The organism is Streptomyces sp. NPDC059695 (assembly GCF_042733785.1).
GTDB lineage: Bacteria > Actinomycetota > Actinomycetes > Streptomycetales > Streptomycetaceae > Streptomyces.
The window spans coordinates 189,835-204,554 of the sequence record NZ_JBHWFF010000013.1 but is presented as its reverse complement, the minus strand read 5'-3'; the positions used below and the strand labels follow the sequence as shown (position 1 = coordinate 204,554).

Genomic DNA, 14,720 nt, shown 5'->3' with positions numbered 1-14,720 from the left:
TGCGATTATGCACTTACCGGCGGTGAGCGGGCGTAAACGCCGACGGCTCAGTCGCCCTCGCGTCGCTCCCGGGTCGCGAGCAGCCGCCGCAGCGAGAACAGCCGCGCCGGGTCGGCGTGCCCCTCCGCCACGAAGGCGTCGAGCGCGCAGTCCGGCTCGTCGTGGCTGCAGGCACGCGGGCAGTTCTCCGTGCCGGGCACGAGATCGGGGAAGGCGAGGATCACCCGGGACGGGTCGACGTGGTGGAGCCCGAAGGAGCGCACGCCGGGGGTGTCGATGACCCAGCCGCCCTCCTTGTCGTTCAGCGGCAGCGCGAGCGCCGAGGTCGTGGTGTGCCGGCCCCGGCCCGTGACCGCGTTGACCACACCCGTGGTGCGCCGCCGGTCCGCCGGGACCAGGGCGTTCACCAGGGTGGTCTTGCCGACGCCGGAGTGGCCGACGAACGCGGTGGTGCGGCCCTTGAGGTGCTCGTGCACCCGCTCGGCGGCGACCCCGTCGACGAACTCGTCGCGGGTGGTCACCACATGGGGGACGCCCAGCGCGCCGTACATCTCCAGCAGGGCGTCCGGCGGAGCCAGGTCGGACTTGGTCAGGACGAGCAGCGGGGTGAGCCCGCCGTCGTACGCCGCCACCAGGCAGCGGTCGATCAGCCGGGGGCGCGGCTCCGGGTCGGCCAGCGCGGTGACGATGGCCAGCTGGTCGGCGTTGGCGACGACCACCCGCTCGTACGGGTCGTCGTCGTCGGCCGTGCGCCGCAGCACCGAGCTCCGCTCACCGATCCGCACGATCCGGGCCAGCGTGTCCTTCTCGCCGGAGAGGTCGCCGACGAGGGAGACCCGGTCGCCGACGACGGCGGCCTTGCGGCCCAGCTCGCGCGCCTTCATCGCCGTCACGGCCCGGTCGTCGACCAGACAGGTCAGCCGGCCCCGGTCGACGGTGAGGACCATGCCCTCGACGGCGTCCTCGTGCTTCGGGCGGATGGTCGTGCGGGGACGGGTGCCCTTGCGGTTGGGCCGCTGGCGGATGTCGTCCTCGTCGGTGTGCTTGCCGTAGCGCCGCATGGTTCAGACCCCGAGCATTTCGGTCCACATCGTCGGGAAGTCCGGCAAGGTCTTCGCCGTCGTCGCCACGTCCTCGATCTCCACGCCCTCGACCGCGAGGCCGATGATCGCGCCCGCCGTCGCCATGCGGTGGTCGTGGTACGTGTGGAAGACGCCGCCGTGCAGCGGGCGCGGGCGGATGTGGAGGCCGTCCTCGGTCTCCGTCACGTCGCCGCCGAGCTCGTTGATCTCCTTGGTGAGCGCCGCGAGCCGGTCCGTCTCGTGCAGCCGCAGGTGCGCCACCCCGCGCAGGGTCGAGGGGGAGTCCGCGAGGGCCGCGACCGCCGCGATGCCGGGGGTGAGCTCGCCGACCTCGCCCAGGTCCACGTCGATGCCGTGGATCCGGCCCGTGCCGGTGAAGGTCAGGCCCGCGTCGGTGAGCTCGCAGGAGCCACCCATTTCGGTGAAGATCCGGCGCAGCTCGTCGCCCGGCTGGGTGGTCCGCGCCGGCCAGTCGGGGACCGTCACGCGACCGCCGGTCACCAGGGCCGCGGCCAGGAACGGCTGCGCGTTCGACAGGTCGGGCTCGACGACGAGGTCGCGGCCGCGCAGGGCCGAGGGCGCCACCCGCCACACGTTGGGCGCGCCGCCGTGCTCGGGCTCGTCGACCCGGGCGCCGACCGCGCGCAGCATGTCGACCGTCATCCGGATGTGGGGGAGCGAGGGGAGCCGGCTGCCCACGTGCCGCACCTCGACGCCCTGGTTGAAGCGGGGCGCGGAGAGCAGCAGGGCGCTGACGAACTGGGAGGACGAGGAGGCGTCGATCTCGACCGTGCCGCCGTCGAGACCGCCGGCGCCGTGCACGGTCAGGGGCAGCGCGCCGCGCCCTTCGTCGTCGATCCGGGCGCCGAGCGCGCGCAGCGCGTCGATCACGCCGTGCAGGGGGCGCTCGTGGGAGCGGGGGTCGCCGTCGAAGCGCACCGGGCCGTCGGCGAGGGCCGCGACGGGGGGCAGGAAGCGCATGACCGTGCCCGCGTTGCCGACGTCGACCGCGGCGGGTCCGCGCAGCGGGGAGGGGATGATCCGCCAGGCCTCGCCGGAGCCGTCCGGGCCGACCCCTTCCTCGATCTTCACGCCGAGGGTGCGGAGCGCCTCGGCCATCAGGAGGGTGTCGCGGGAGCGCAGCGGGCGGCGCAGCCAGCCGGGCTCGGCGGCGAGCGCGGCGAGGACGAGGGCCCGGTTGGTGACCGACTTGGATCCGGGCACGGTGACGGTCGCGTCGACGGCGCCGCTCGCGTACGGGGCGGGCCAGAGGTCGGTGGGCGGGTCGGTGTGCGCGGAAGCTGCTGCGGTCATGGACTCACTGTACGGGGGAGTCAGAAGCCCAGGAGCCAGCGCCCGCCGCCGATCAGGGCGGATATCGCGACCGTGTGGAAGAAGAGCAGCCACACCCCGGCGGGCACGTGGGTGAGCCGCGAGAGCTGGTCCGCGTCCGAGTCGGGGGCACCGCCGTGGCGCCGTTTCGACTGGAGCTCGAAGGCGGGCCGGACGCCGCCGAGCAGCAGGAACCAGACCACCGCGTAGGCGAAGACGGACTGGACCTCGGGGCCGGTCAGCCAGGAGACGAGGAGGAAGGCGGCACCCGTCAGGACGACGGTGAGGATCCCGTACGCGTTGCGGACCATCACGAGGAGCGCGAGCAGCAGCCCGGTCGCGATCCACAGCAGCAGGGTGACGCGGCCGGTGCCGAGCAGGGCGGCGCCGCCGAGCCCGAGCAGCGGGGCCGCCGGGTAGCCGGCGGCGAGGGTGAGGACCACCCCGAGGCCGGTCGGGCGGCCCCGGGTCACCGTCAGGCCGCTGGTGTCCGAGTGGAGCCGGATCGCCTCCAGGCGGCGCCCGGCGGCGAGGGCGACGAGTCCGTGGCCGCCCTCGTGGGCGATGGTGATCGCGTTCCGCGCCAGGAGCCAGGACCTCCGGAACACGACCAGGCCGAGCGCGCAGGCGGCCGTGGCGTAGACGATCCACTCGGCCGGGGCGGGCTGGGTCCCGAGGATCTGGGTCATTTCGCGGACGGCTCCTCGGTCGTGTGCGGGAACGTGGCAGTGTGGCACGTATGTGCGGACGGTATGCATCGAGTCGGCGTCCCGAGGACCTCGTCGGTCTCTTCGGGATCGAGAAGTGGGAGCCGGAGGAGACCCTGGCCCCCGACTGGAACGTGGCCCCCACCAAAGAGGTCTGGGCCGTTCTGGAGCGTCCTCTGAAAGACGCCGGATCGCCGCGCCCGGTTCGCCAGCTGCGCGCCCTGAAATGGGGGCTCGTGCCGTCCTGGGCGAAATCGCCGGAGGGCGCCGCCCGGATGATCAACGCGCGCGCGGAGACCGTGGACGAGAAGCCCTCCTTCAAGCGGGCCTTCCAGTCGCGCCGGTGCATCCTGCCCGCCGACGGCTACTACGAGTGGGTGACCGGGGCCGGCGAGCGCGATCTGGAGGTCGAGGGGAAGAAGAAGCGGGCCAGGAAGCAGCCGTACTTCGTGACCCCGGCGGACGGCTCCGTCTTCGCGATGGCCGGGCTCTACGAGTTCTGGCGGGACCGCACCCTGCCCGACGGGGACCCCTCCGCCTGGTGGGTGACCTGCTCGGTGGTCACGACCGAGGCCGAGACCGGACCGCTGGGCGTCGCCCCGGCCGAGGGCCCGCGCTCGCTGGCCGACATCCACCCCCGGATGCCCCTGATGCTGACCGAGGACCGCTGGGACGCCTGGCTCGACCCGGCGCGCACCGGCCCCGAGGAGCTGCGCGGGCTGCTGGCCCCGCCGCCCGGCGGCCTGATGCGGGCCTATCCGGTCCCGACCGCCGTCAGCAACGTCCGCAACAACGGACCCGAGCTCCTGGAGGAGCTGTCGGGACCGGAGGTCGGCACGCTGTTCTGACACCCCCGGCGGGGGCCGGGACGGCAGGATGGGGACGTGACGAAGTACGAGACCGTTTCCACCGACGCCGGTGAGGCACGCATCACCTGGTACGCGGGGACGAGGCCCTGGGCCGTCCTCGCCCTCGGGCACGGCGCCGGCGGCGGCGTCGAGGCCCGCGACCTCCAGGCCCTCGCCGGGGGGCTGCCCGCCGAGGGCGTGACCGTCGCGCTCGTCGAGCAGCCCTGGCGGGTCGCGGGCAAGAAGGTCGCGCCCGCGCCGAAGACCCTCGACACCGGCTGGCGCGGCCTGTGGCCGGCCCTCGCGAAGCCCGGCCTCCCGGTGATCGCGGGCGGCCGCAGCGCCGGCGCCCGGGTCGCCTGCCGTACCGGCCGGGAGCTGGGCGCGCTCGCGGTCCTCGCCCTGAGCTTCCCGCTCCACCCGCCGGGCAGGCCCGAACGGTCCCGCGCCGAGGAGCTCCTCTCCACGGGTCTGCCGACGCTCGTCGTGCAGGGCGGCAACGACCCCTTCGGACGGCCCGGGGAGTACCCGGAAGGGGCGTACGGGCTCGTGGAGATCCCGAACGGGGACCACGGCTTCGCCGTCCCCAAGCGGGCACCGCTCGGCCAGGACGAGGCCCTGGCCCTCCTCGTGAGCGGCGTCACCGAGTGGATCTCCGCACTCCGCTGATCTTCCCGCCGTCCCCGGGAATGCGGAGCGGGGGACCACGGTTGTGGAGAGCGTCGGTGTGAGAGCAAGGAAGAGGGAGTCCGTCGTATGGGTATGACCATCTGCCCGGGGCGTGCGCAGGCCGCTGACCTCGACTGGACAGTGCTGCCCGCGCCCAAGGCCGCCCCGATTCGGGCGGCGGGCGGAGCGGTTCCTCGTCTATCCTCCGAAACGAGCGGGTCCGCCCTCGGGCTCGCCGCCGCGCTGGAGGAGGTGGGTCCGGTCACTGGGACCGACACAGGGACCGACGACGGCCCCGAGGAGACGACCGAGGAGCGCAACGCGCGCTTCGAGCGGGACGCCCTCGGCTACCTCGACCAGATGTACTCGGCCGCGCTGCGCATGACGCGCAACCCCGCGGACGCGGAGGACCTGGTGCAGGAGACCTACGCCAAGGCGTACGGATCCTTCCACCAGTTTCGCGAGGGCACGAACCTCAAGGCCTGGCTCTACCGCATCCTCACCAACACCTTCATCAACTCGTACCGCAAGAAGCAGCGTGAGCCCCAGCGCAGCGCCGCCGAGGAGATCGAGGACTGGCAGCTCGCCCGCGCCGAGTCGCACATGTCGACCGGGCTGCGGTCCGCCGAGTCGCAGGCGCTCGACCACCTTCCGGACTCCGACGTGAAGGAAGCGCTCCAGGCGATTCCCGAGGAGTTCCGCATCGCCGTCTATCTCGCCGATGTCGAGGGCTTTGCGTACAAGGAGATCGCGGACATCATGGGGACACCCATCGGTACGGTGATGTCCCGACTGCACCGGGGCCGCCGCCAGCTGCGCGGCATGCTCGAGGACTACGCTCGCGACCGCGGGCTGGTACCCGCGGGCGCCGGAGAGTCGTCGAACGATCTGAAAGGCTCGGGCTCATGAGCTGCGGAGAGCCGCACGAGACGGATTGCTCAGAGGTCCTGGATCATCTCTACGAGTTCCTGGACAACGAGATGCCCGACACGGACTGCACCAAGTTCGAGGTGCACTTCGAGGAGTGCTCCCCGTGCCTGGAGAAGTACGGCCTGGAGCAGGCGGTGAAGAAGCTCGTCAAGCGCTGCTGCGGCAGTGACGACGTCCCCACCGACCTGCGTGCCAAGGTCATGGGCCGGATCGACCTGATCCGCGCCGGCCACCTGGTGCCCGAGCAGGACATCACGGTGAGCAGCCCGACGACACCGGCGCCGCAGGAGTAACACCCTCCCCGCACCGGACAGGGGACGGCCGCCGCGACGCACTCGCGGCGGCCTCGCGCATATATGCAGCTTGTATCACCCGATGGTGCGAATAGCTCGAACCGTGCCGCACCCGGGCCGCCCCACTCGCTAGCGTGACACGGGTGATGGGCGTGAAGGGCATTCCGCGAGCGGCCCGCTGGTACATCGGCTGCGCCCTGCTCGGCGCCGGGGCGTGCGCCCTGCCCGCGCTGCGCCCCGGCGCCGCCGTCCCCTGGGGCACCGTCGCGCTCCTCGCCGTCCTCTACGCGCTCTGCGAGCTGCCCGCCCGCTGCCGGCTCATCGGCCGCGCCCTCGGCGCCGCCGTCCCCATGGGCACCGGCTCCTTCTTCCCCGTCCTCCTCGCCGCCGCGCTGCTCCTGCCGCCCGCCGCCGCCGCGCTCACCGCGATCCCCGGCGCCCTCCTCGCCCGCGTCGAGGAACCCCCCGCCGCCCCCCGCCGCGCCTGGCGGGCCGCCGCCACCGCCCTCGCCGTCTGGACCGCCGCCCTGACCGCCGGCGCGCTCGGCGGCCCCGCCGCCCTCGGCCGCGGCCCCGACACCCCCGACCTGCCCTACGCGCTGCTGCCCGCGGTCGCCGCCGCCCTCGCCTTCTGCCTGGCCCTCACCGCCCTCGACGGAGGCATCCGCGCCACCGCCGGCGGACTGTCCCCGCGCGCCGCCTGGCGGGACCTCCTCGGCCGGGCCCTCGCCCCGCACACCGTCCACGGCCTGGCCGGACTCATGATGGCCGTCCTCTGGCGCAGCACGTACGGGCCCGTCGCGGCGCTCTTCGTCCTCCTCCCCATGTACATCTCCTGCTGGGTCTTCGCCCAGTACCACCGCGAGCGCGCCGCCCACCAGGCCACCATCCGCGCCCTCGTCCAGGCCGTCGACATCAAGGACCGGTACACCCGCGGCCACAGCGAACGCGTCGGACACGCCTCCGTCCTGATCGCCCGTGAGCTCGGCATGGCCGAGGACCGCCTCGACGTCGTCCGCTTCGCCGGCATCCTGCACGACGTCGGCAAACTCGGCGTGCCCACCCGGGTGCTCCGCAAGGACGGACCCCTCACCCCCGAGGAGCGCCGGGTCATCGAACTGCACCCCGAGTACGGCCACGAGATGGTCCGCGGCATCGGCTTCCTCGGCGAGGCGCGGTCCGCGATCCTCCACCACCACGAACGCATGGACGGCAGCGGCTACCCCTACGGGCTCCACGGCGAGGAGATCCCCGAGTTCGCCCGGGTCGTGGCCGTCGCCGACGCCTTCGACGCCATGACCTCCACCCGCTCCTACAGCCGGGCCCGCCCGGTCCCCACCGCCCTCGCCGAACTGGGGCGCTGCGCCGGCACCCAGTTCGACCCCCGGATGGTCACCGCCCTCGTCCAGGCCCTGGACCGGCACGGCTGGCAGCCCGCCGTCACCGCCGACGAGCCGGCCACCCCACCCGCCGCCCGCACCGAACAGGTGCCCCCGCCGCGCGAGCCGCTCCCCGCCCAGGACAGGGAGCACGCGTGAGACCCGGGGTGGTCACCGTCGGCTCCGTGCGCGCCGCCGCGCTCCTCCTCGGCCTCGCCGGCTTCGCGGGCACCCTCTGGTACGGCCTCGACGAACCCGGCAACGCCCTCGCCTTCGGCACGCTCATCGCCCTCGGCGAGCTCGCCCGCCGGGGCGCCGCACCCGACGACCGCGAGCCCGCGCCGCTCGCCGCCGCGGGAGCCCTCGCGTACGCCCTGCTCGGCACCAGCGCCGGCACCGCCACCACCCACGGCGTCCTCCAGACCGTCGCCGTCGTCGTCGCCGCGGGCCTCGCCGGGATCGTCCCGCACATCGCCCGCGGCCGCGGCCCCGGCCTCGACCAGCTCGCCCGCCGCGTCCTCACCGTGGGCTTCGCCGCGCTCTGCTTCCAGCCCCTCTACAACTCGGGCGCCGTCACCGAGCACCTCGGCCGGGGCCCCGCGTACGCCCTCTTCCTCGTCCTCCTGCTCGTCCTGACCGCCCTGTGCGACGCCGTCCTCGCCGCCCTCGTGCTCCGCGCCCGCACCGGATTCCCGTACGGCCCCCTCCTGCGCGACGAACTCCGCGCCTTCCTCGGCATCGGCTCCGCCGTCTGCGCCACCGGCACCGTCATGGCGCTCGGCGTCGCCGCCGCCGGACTGTGGGCGCTGCCCGTGCTCGCCGTCCCGCTGCTGCTCACCCAGGTCTCCTTCCGGCGGTACGCGGCCGTGCGGACCGTCAACCGGCAGACCATCGCCTCCCTCGCCCGCGCCACCGAGATCGCCGGCTGCACCCCGCCCGGCCACGCCCGCCGGGTCGCCGCCCTCAGCGCGGCCGTCGGCCGGGAGCTGGGCCTCTCCGGTGCCGAGCTGACCGTCCTGGAGCACGCGGCGCTCATGCACGACATCGGCCAGCTCTCCCTGGTCGACCCGGTCGAGGGCGGCGCCACCGCCCTCCTGCCGGCCGAGGAGCAGCGCCGGATCGCCCTCCTGGGCGGTGAGGTCGTCCGCAGGACCGGGGTCCCCGAGGCCGTCGCCGTCGTCGTGGAGCGGCAGGCCGACCCGTACCGCGAGCAGCCGCCCGCCGCCCGGATCGTCCGGGCCGTGAACGCCTACGACGACCTCGCGGGCGACGGAGCGGGCGCCGCCCTCGGCGCACTGGAGCGGCTCAGGCTGGGCACCGCCCGCGACTATCACCCGGATGTCGTCGAATGCCTGGCCAGGGTCCTGGCGCGGGGCGGAGCAGCTGGGGTGACCCCGGCCGTCCCTGGGTAACCCATGGGTAATGAGCGCGCGTCCGACCGGGCATGGTTGGATGCGAACAAGAGGGTGAAGCGACCGGCAGGCGGGAATCGTGAAGATCTTCGGGAAGGTACGGCATCGGCCCTCCGCCTCATGGCGGCAGGCCACGGACCGCGCGTTCACGCTGATCGGCGACGGCCGGTACGAGGACGCGGGCGCGCTCCTGACGCGCGCGGCGGACCTGGAGCCCTGGCTCTCGGAGTCCTGGTTCAACCTGGCGCTGCTGCACAAGTTCCGGCACGACTGGGAGCAGGCGCGGGCCGCCGGGCTGCGCGCCGTCGCGCTGCTCGACAAGGAGACCGGCGCCCCCGACTGGTGGAACGTGGGCATCGCCGCCACCGCCCTCCAGGACTGGCCGCTGGCCCGCCGCGCCTGGCAGGCGTACGGACTGAAGGTGCCGGGCGCCGCCTCGGGCACCGGCGAGCCCGCCGGGATGGAGCTGGGCAGCGCCGCCGTCCGGCTCTCGCCCGAGGGCGAGGCGGAGGTCGTGTGGGGCCGCCGGCTCGACCCGGCCCGCATCGAGGTCCTCTCCATCCCGCTGCCGTCCTCCGGCCGCCGCTGGGGCGAGGTCGTCCTCCACGACGGCGTGCCGAACGGCGAGCGGACCACCACCGCGGGCCCCTCCTACCCCGTCTTCGACGAGATCGAGCTGTGGGCGCCCTCACCCGTCCCCACCTGGGTCGTGCTCCTGGAGGCCGCCACGGAGGCCGACCGGGACGCCCTGGAGCAGCTCGCCGCGGAGGCCGGTTTCGCCGCCGAGGACTGGTCGTCCTCCGTGCGGCTGCTCTGCCGTGCCTGCTCCGAGTCGACCATGCCGAGCGCCGAGGGCGAGGGCGAGCACTCCGACCCGCACGACCACAGCGAGCCGGGCCACCCCGGGCCGCTCGGCCACCGCTCGCCGGGCGAGCTGTGGGTCCCCGAGCGGGAGTGCGGCATCGCGGCCCCGGCCGGTCTGGTGCGGGGGCTCCTCGACGGCTGGGTGGCGGACAGCCCGGACTCCCGGGAGTGGCGTGATCTCGAAGAGGTCTGCTGAGCCTCCTGCCGGGGCCCCGTAGGCTGTCCTCCGACGGAATCGGGTTTTCAGGAAGGCGCGGCCGGACATGGCGCAGCAGGACACGGACGAGCAGACGCAGATCGACGACGAGTTCGTCGTGGACACGGAGGACTGCGAGGAGCGCGAGGTCGCGCACCGCGAGCGGGGCACCTCGCGTCCGATCACGGTCGTCGGCAACCCCGTGCTGCACCGGGAGTGCAAGGACGTCACCGAGTTCGGCGACGAGCTGGCGCAGCTGATCGACGACATGTTCGCCAGCCAGAAGACCGCCGAGGGCGTCGGCCTGGCCGCGAACCAGATCGGTGTGGACCAGAAGGTCTTCGTCTACGACTGCATGGACGACGAGGGCGTCCGGCACGTCGGCCACGTGGTCAACCCGGTCCTGCAGGAGCTGCCGGCCGAGCAGCGCCACCTCGACGAGTCCAACGAGGGCTGCCTCTCCGTTCCGACCGCGTACGCCGAGCTGGCCCGCCCGGACTACGCCGTCGTGCACGGCCAGGACTCCCAGGGCAACCCGATCAAGGTGCGGGGCACCGGCTACTTCGCCCGCTGCCTCCAGCACGAGACGGACCACCTGTACGGCTTCCTGTACATCGACAAGCTGTCGAAGCGGGACCGCAAGGACGCCCTGCGCCAGATGGAAGAGGGCACCCCGCGCTACCCGGTCGTCGCCAACGACTGACCCCCGCGTGCGTACGGGGAAGGGCCCCGCTCCTGACCAGGAGCGGGGCCCTTCCCCGTACGGCGGAAGACCTAGAAGTCCTCGTCCAGGTCGACCGAGCCCTCGACCGCCACCTGGTAGGCGGACGGACGGCGCTCGAAGAAGTTGGTCAGCTCCTGGACGCCCTGGAGCTCCATGAACGCGAAGGGGTTCTCCGAGCCGAACACCGGCGGGAAGCCGAGGCGCTGGAGGCGCTGGTCGGCGACGCACTGGAGGTACTCGCGCATCGACTCGGTGTTCATGCCCGGCAGGCCCTCGCCGCACAGGTCGCGGCCGAACTGCAGCTCCGCCTCGACGGCCTCCCGCAGCATGTCCGTGACCTGCTGCCGCAGCGTGTCGTCGAAGAGCTCCGGCTCCTCCTTGCGGACGGTGTCCACGACCTCGAAGGCGAAGTTCATGTGCATCGTCTCGTCGCGGAAGACCCAGTTGGTGCCGGTCGCCAGGCCGTGCAGCAGGCCGCGCGAACGGAACCAGTAGACGTACGCGAAGGCGCCGTAGAAGAACAGGCCCTCGATGCACGCCGCGAAGCAGATCAGGTTCAGCAGGAAGCGGCGGCGGTCGGCGGCCGTCTCCAGCTTCTCGATCTTCTCGACCGAGTCCATCCACTTGAAGCAGAACTGCGCCTTCTCGCGGATGGACGGGATCTCCTCGACCGCGTCGAACGCGGCGGCGCGGTCGTCCGGGTCGGGCAGGTAGGTGTCCAGGAGGGTCAGGTAGAACTGGACGTGCACCGCCTCCTCGAAGAGCTGACGGCTCAGGTACAGCCGCGCCTCCGGGGAGTTGATGTGCTTGTAGAGCGTCAGGACCAGGTTGTTCGAGACGATCGAGTCGCCCGTCGCGAAGAACGCGACCAGCCGGCCGATCATGTGCTGCTCACCGGGGGTGAGCTTGGCGAGGTCGGCGACGTCCGAGGCGAGGTCGACCTCCTCCACGGTCCAGGTGTTCTTGATGGCGTCCCGGTAGCGCTCGTAGAAGTCCGGGTAGCGCATGGGGCGGAGCGTGAGCTCGAAGCCCGGGTCCAGGAGGTTCTTCTTCTCGGTGGTCATTACTGGCAGGCCTCGCAGGACTCGGGGTTCTCAAGGGAGCAGGCGAGCGCGTCGGCGTCGGGGGCCGCCTGCTGGACGGGGATCGGGGCGGCGGCCTGCGCCGCGCGGGCGATCCGGGTCGCCGGGCGGGAGCGCAGGTAGTACGTCGTCTTCAGACCCTGCTTCCAGGCGTACGCGTACATCGACGACAGCTTGCCGATCGTCGGCGTCTCCAGGAACAGGTTCAGGGACTGGCTCTGGTCCAGGAACGGGGTCCGCGCCGCCGCCATGTCGATGAGGCCGCGCTGCGGGATCTCCCAGGCCGTGCGGTACAGCTCGCGCACCTCGGCCGGGACCCAGGTGAAGCCGGCCACCGAGCCGTTGGAGTCGCGCAGCGCCTCACGGGTCTGCGCGTCCCACACGCCGAGCTTCTTCAGCTCGTCGACGAGGTACGAGTTGACCTGGAGGAACTCGCCGGAGAGCGTCTCGCGCTTGAACAGGTTGGAGACCTGCGGCTCGATGCACTCGTAGACGCCCGCGATGGAGGCGATCGTCGCCGTGGGGGCGATGGCGAGGAGGAGGCTGTTGCGCATGCCGGTGGAGGCGATGCGCTCGCGCAGGGCCGTCCAGCGCTCCGGCCAGTTCAGCTCCACGTCGTAGTGGTCCGGGTGCAGGACGCCCCGGGCGGTGCGGGTCTCGTCCCAGGCGGGGAGCGGGCCGGAGCGCTCGGCGAGGTCGGCGGACGCCTCGTACGCCGCGAGCATGATCCGCTCGGCGATCCTCGTCGAGAGCGCGCGCGCCTCGGCCGAGTCGAACGGCAGCTTCAGCTGGAAGAAGACGTCCTGGAGGCCCATGGCGCCCAGGCCGACCGGGCGCCAGCGGGCGTTGGAGCGGCCCGCCTGCTCGGTCGGGTAGAAGTTGATGTCGACGACGCGGTCGAGGAAGGTGACGGCCGTGCGGACGGTCTCGTCCAGGCGCTCCCAGTCGATGTCCGAACCCGACACGAAGGAGCCCAGGTTGACCGAACCCAGGTTGCAGACCGCGGTCTCGCCGTCGTTGGTGACCTCGATGATCTCGGTGCAGAGGTTCGAGGAGTGGACGACGGTGCCGGGCACGGCGGTCTGGTTCGCGGTGCGGTTGGAGGCGTCCTTGAACGTCATCCAGCCGTTGCCGGTCTGGGCCAGCGTCCGCATCATCCGGCCGTACAGGTCGCGGGCCGGCATCGTCTTGCGGGCCAGGCCCGCCGCCTCGGCCTTGCGGTAGGCGGCGTCGAACTCGTCGCCGTACAGGTCGACGAGCTCGGGCACGTCCGCCGGGGAGAACAGCGACCACTCGGCGTCGGCGTTGACCCGGCGCATGAACTCGTCCGGGATCCAGTGCGCCAGGTTCAGGTTGTGCGTGCGGCGCTGGTCCTCGCCCGTGTTGTCGCGGAGCTCCAGGAACTCCTCGATGTCCGCGTGCCAGGTCTCCAGGTAGACCGCGGCGGCGCCCTTGCGGCGGCCGCCCTGGTTCACGGCGGCGACGGAGGCGTCCAGGGTCTTCAGGAACGGCACGATGCCGTTGGAGTGCCCGTTGGTGCCGCGGATCAGGGAACCGCGGGCGCGGATGCGCGAGTACGAGAGGCCGATGCCGCCCGCGTGCTTCGAGAGGCGCGCGACCTGGTGGTAGCGGTCGTAGATGGAGTCCAGCTCGTCCTGCGGGGAGTCCAGCAGGTAGCAGGAGGACATCTGCGGGTGGCGGGTGCCGGAGTTGAAGAGCGTGGGGGACGAGGGGAGGTAGTCCAGGCGGCTCATCAGGCCGTACAGGGACGCGACCTCGTCCAGGGCGCGGACGCTGTCGTCCTCGGCCAGGCCGCAGGCGACGCGCAGCATGAAGTGCTGCGGGGTCTCGATCACCTTGCGGGTGATCGGGTGGCGCAGCAGGTAGCGCGAGTAGAGGGTGCGCAGGCCGAAGTAGCCGAAGCGGTCGTCGCCGGCCGGGTCGATCGTCGCGTCGAGGCGGTCGGCGTGCAGGGCGGTGAACTCGGCGGTGCGGTCGGCGATGAGGCCCTCGCGGTGACCGACGGCGACCGAGGCCGAGAAGCAGACGGCGCCCTGTCCTGCCGCCTCGGCGGCGATGGTGAGGGCGAGGAGCCGGGCGGCGAGCCGGGAGTACGCGGGGTCCTCGGCGATCAGGCCGGCGGCGGCCTCGGTGGCCAGCTCGCGCAGCTCCGCCTCGTCCGACCGGGCGCTGCGGCCGCGGAGCGCGGCGGCGGCGACCTTGCCGGGGTCGGTGTCCGGGAGGTCGGCGGTGAGATCGGTCAGGGTCCGCAGGAGTACGGTCCCGGGGCCGTCGTTCTCGATCGCTGCGGCCGGATCGGCGGGCGCGATGGTCACGTGGGGGCTCTCCCTCGCTCGGCTCGGGGCCAGGGCGGGGGGAGGCGGGCAGGCGGGCACCCGTACGCGCGGGCGCGCCGCGTCCACCGGCCCACTCCGCGAGGCCCGGACGTCTGTGGCACCCGGAACGGACGGACCGGGTGCGCTGGCGGCAGGTCCTCGGACTCACTCCGTACGAATCCGCACGTAGCACACCGTTGCGGGACAGTTCCGGATTCGCGCCGGATTCCCCTGCGTCGACAGCGAGCACGAGCATACATGTGGGGGGCGCCCCTTCGAGCACCCCCCACATGTTGTGTCGGTCCCGGAGTTACAGTGCGAGGGCGTACGTCCGCAGCGCGTGTTCGGGGATCGGGTTCCAGTCCCGTTCGGGCGTGCGGACGAAGCCCATCCGCTCGTAGATCCGGTGCGCCGAGACCATCTTCGCGTCCGTGGAGAGCACGAGCCGCGTGCAGTCGGCCAGGGCCCGCGCCCGGTCCACACAGGCCCGTACGAGGGCCTCTCCGACGCCCCTGCCACGGGCCGCGGGCGCGACCACGAGCATCCGGAACTCGGCCTCGCCGGGGACGGCGATGTCCGCCCAGGGGGTGCCGCCGGCGGCGAAGGTCACCCCGCCGATGATGCCGTCGTCGGCGTCGGCGGCGACGAGCACCTCGCTCTCGCGCGCCCGCCGGGCCGTGTCGCGGAGCACGTCCAGGTAGAAGTCGTCCTCGCCGTGCAGCAGCAGTCCGTCGTTCAGATAGGTCAGCCCGGTGAGGTCACCGAGCTCCTCGTACTCCTCGGGCCGTACCGCCCTGATCGTGAAGTCCATGCCCGCCAGTGTGCCGCGTGGGCGTGCGAGAGGGGCCCACGATCTTCTTCATGGG

14 protein-coding genes and 1 riboswitch are annotated in these 14,720 nt (G+C 72.9%); of the genes, 8 read left to right on the top strand and 6 right to left on the bottom strand.

The features are described 5' to 3' along the window. Positions 1 to 47: 47 nt before the first annotated feature. The 3 genes from rsgA to ACFV2S_RS18740 are packed head-to-tail and all read right to left on the bottom strand — an operon-like array spanning position 48 to position 3,103. Positions 48 to 1,061 (bottom strand): ribosome small subunit-dependent GTPase A, encoded by a 1,014-nt coding sequence (rsgA, locus tag ACFV2S_RS18750; protein WP_383796784.1) that lies wholly within the window; start codon positions 1,059 to 1,061, stop codon positions 48 to 50. Positions 1,062 to 1,064: 3 nt separating this feature from the next. Further along, complete coding sequence (gene aroA / locus ACFV2S_RS18745; protein ID WP_385559913.1) at positions 1,065 to 2,396, bottom strand: 3-phosphoshikimate 1-carboxyvinyltransferase; 1,332 nt, start codon at positions 2,394 to 2,396, stop codon at positions 1,065 to 1,067. Between the two features lie 20 nt (positions 2,397 to 2,416). Then, a complete protein-coding gene (locus tag ACFV2S_RS18740) occupies positions 2,417 to 3,103 on the bottom strand; it encodes a M50 family metallopeptidase (protein WP_383796782.1) in 687 nt (228 codons plus the stop codon). Between the two features lie 50 nt (positions 3,104 to 3,153). Between ACFV2S_RS18740 and ACFV2S_RS18735 the strand changes: the two genes are divergently transcribed. From ACFV2S_RS18735 to def, 8 genes are all read left to right on the top strand, one after another. Continuing rightward, complete coding sequence (locus ACFV2S_RS18735) at positions 3,154 to 3,969, top strand: SOS response-associated peptidase (protein WP_385559910.1); 816 nt, start codon at positions 3,154 to 3,156, stop codon at positions 3,967 to 3,969. Between the two features lie 36 nt (positions 3,970 to 4,005). Further along, positions 4,006 to 4,638 carry an alpha/beta family hydrolase gene (locus ACFV2S_RS18730; RefSeq protein ID WP_385559907.1) on the top strand — a complete coding sequence of 211 codons (633 nt, stop codon included), beginning with the start codon at positions 4,006 to 4,008 and terminating at the stop codon, positions 4,636 to 4,638. Positions 4,639 to 4,890: 252 nt separating this feature from the next. Further along, a complete protein-coding gene (locus tag ACFV2S_RS18725) occupies positions 4,891 to 5,547 on the top strand; it encodes a sigma-70 family RNA polymerase sigma factor (protein ID WP_030207302.1) in 657 nt (218 codons plus the stop codon). Beyond that, positions 5,544 to 5,861: a mycothiol system anti-sigma-R factor gene (rsrA, locus tag ACFV2S_RS18720; RefSeq protein ID WP_383796779.1), complete on the top strand. Its 318-nt coding sequence runs from the start codon at positions 5,544 to 5,546 to the stop codon at positions 5,859 to 5,861. The genes ACFV2S_RS18725 and rsrA overlap by 4 nt, the downstream gene beginning before the upstream one ends. A 152-nt stretch (positions 5,862 to 6,013) precedes the next feature. After that, the gene (locus ACFV2S_RS18715; protein WP_385559971.1) at positions 6,014 to 7,399 is read left to right on the top strand and encodes an HD-GYP domain-containing protein; all 1,386 of its coding nucleotides are present in this window, start codon (positions 6,014 to 6,016) and stop codon (positions 7,397 to 7,399) included. Further along, positions 7,396 to 8,652 carry an HD domain-containing protein gene (locus tag ACFV2S_RS18710; protein WP_385559902.1) on the top strand — a complete coding sequence of 419 codons (1,257 nt, stop codon included), beginning with the start codon at positions 7,396 to 7,398 and terminating at the stop codon, positions 8,650 to 8,652. Before ACFV2S_RS18715 ends, ACFV2S_RS18710 begins: the two co-directional genes overlap by 4 nt. 79 nt (positions 8,653 to 8,731) lie before the next feature. Then, on the top strand, positions 8,732 to 9,712 hold the full coding sequence (locus ACFV2S_RS18705) for a hypothetical protein (RefSeq protein ID WP_327164131.1): 981 nt from the start codon (positions 8,732 to 8,734) through the stop codon (positions 9,710 to 9,712). Positions 9,713 to 9,779: 67 nt separating this feature from the next. Further along, positions 9,780 to 10,415, top strand: a complete 636-nt coding sequence (def, locus tag ACFV2S_RS18700; RefSeq protein ID WP_385559899.1) for a peptide deformylase — start codon at positions 9,780 to 9,782, stop codon at positions 10,413 to 10,415. Between the two features lie 71 nt (positions 10,416 to 10,486). Here def and ACFV2S_RS18695 read toward each other — a convergent pair whose 3' ends face one another. The 3 genes from ACFV2S_RS18695 to ACFV2S_RS18685 form a co-directional block, all read right to left on the bottom strand. Then, positions 10,487 to 11,500: a ribonucleotide-diphosphate reductase subunit beta gene (locus ACFV2S_RS18695; RefSeq protein ID WP_385559896.1), complete on the bottom strand. Its 1,014-nt coding sequence runs from the start codon at positions 11,498 to 11,500 to the stop codon at positions 10,487 to 10,489. After that, positions 11,500 to 13,854, bottom strand: a complete 2,355-nt coding sequence (locus ACFV2S_RS18690; RefSeq protein ID WP_385559893.1) for a ribonucleoside-diphosphate reductase subunit alpha — start codon at positions 13,852 to 13,854, stop codon at positions 11,500 to 11,502. The genes ACFV2S_RS18695 and ACFV2S_RS18690 overlap by 1 nt, the downstream gene beginning before the upstream one ends. A 132-nt stretch (positions 13,855 to 13,986) precedes the next feature. After that, positions 13,987 to 14,117: riboswitch (cobalamin riboswitch) on the bottom strand. Between the two features lie 47 nt (positions 14,118 to 14,164). Beyond that, the gene (locus tag ACFV2S_RS18685) at positions 14,165 to 14,665 is read right to left on the bottom strand and encodes a GNAT family N-acetyltransferase (protein ID WP_385559890.1); all 501 of its coding nucleotides are present in this window, start codon (positions 14,663 to 14,665) and stop codon (positions 14,165 to 14,167) included. Between the last annotated feature and the right edge of the window lie 55 nt (positions 14,666 to 14,720).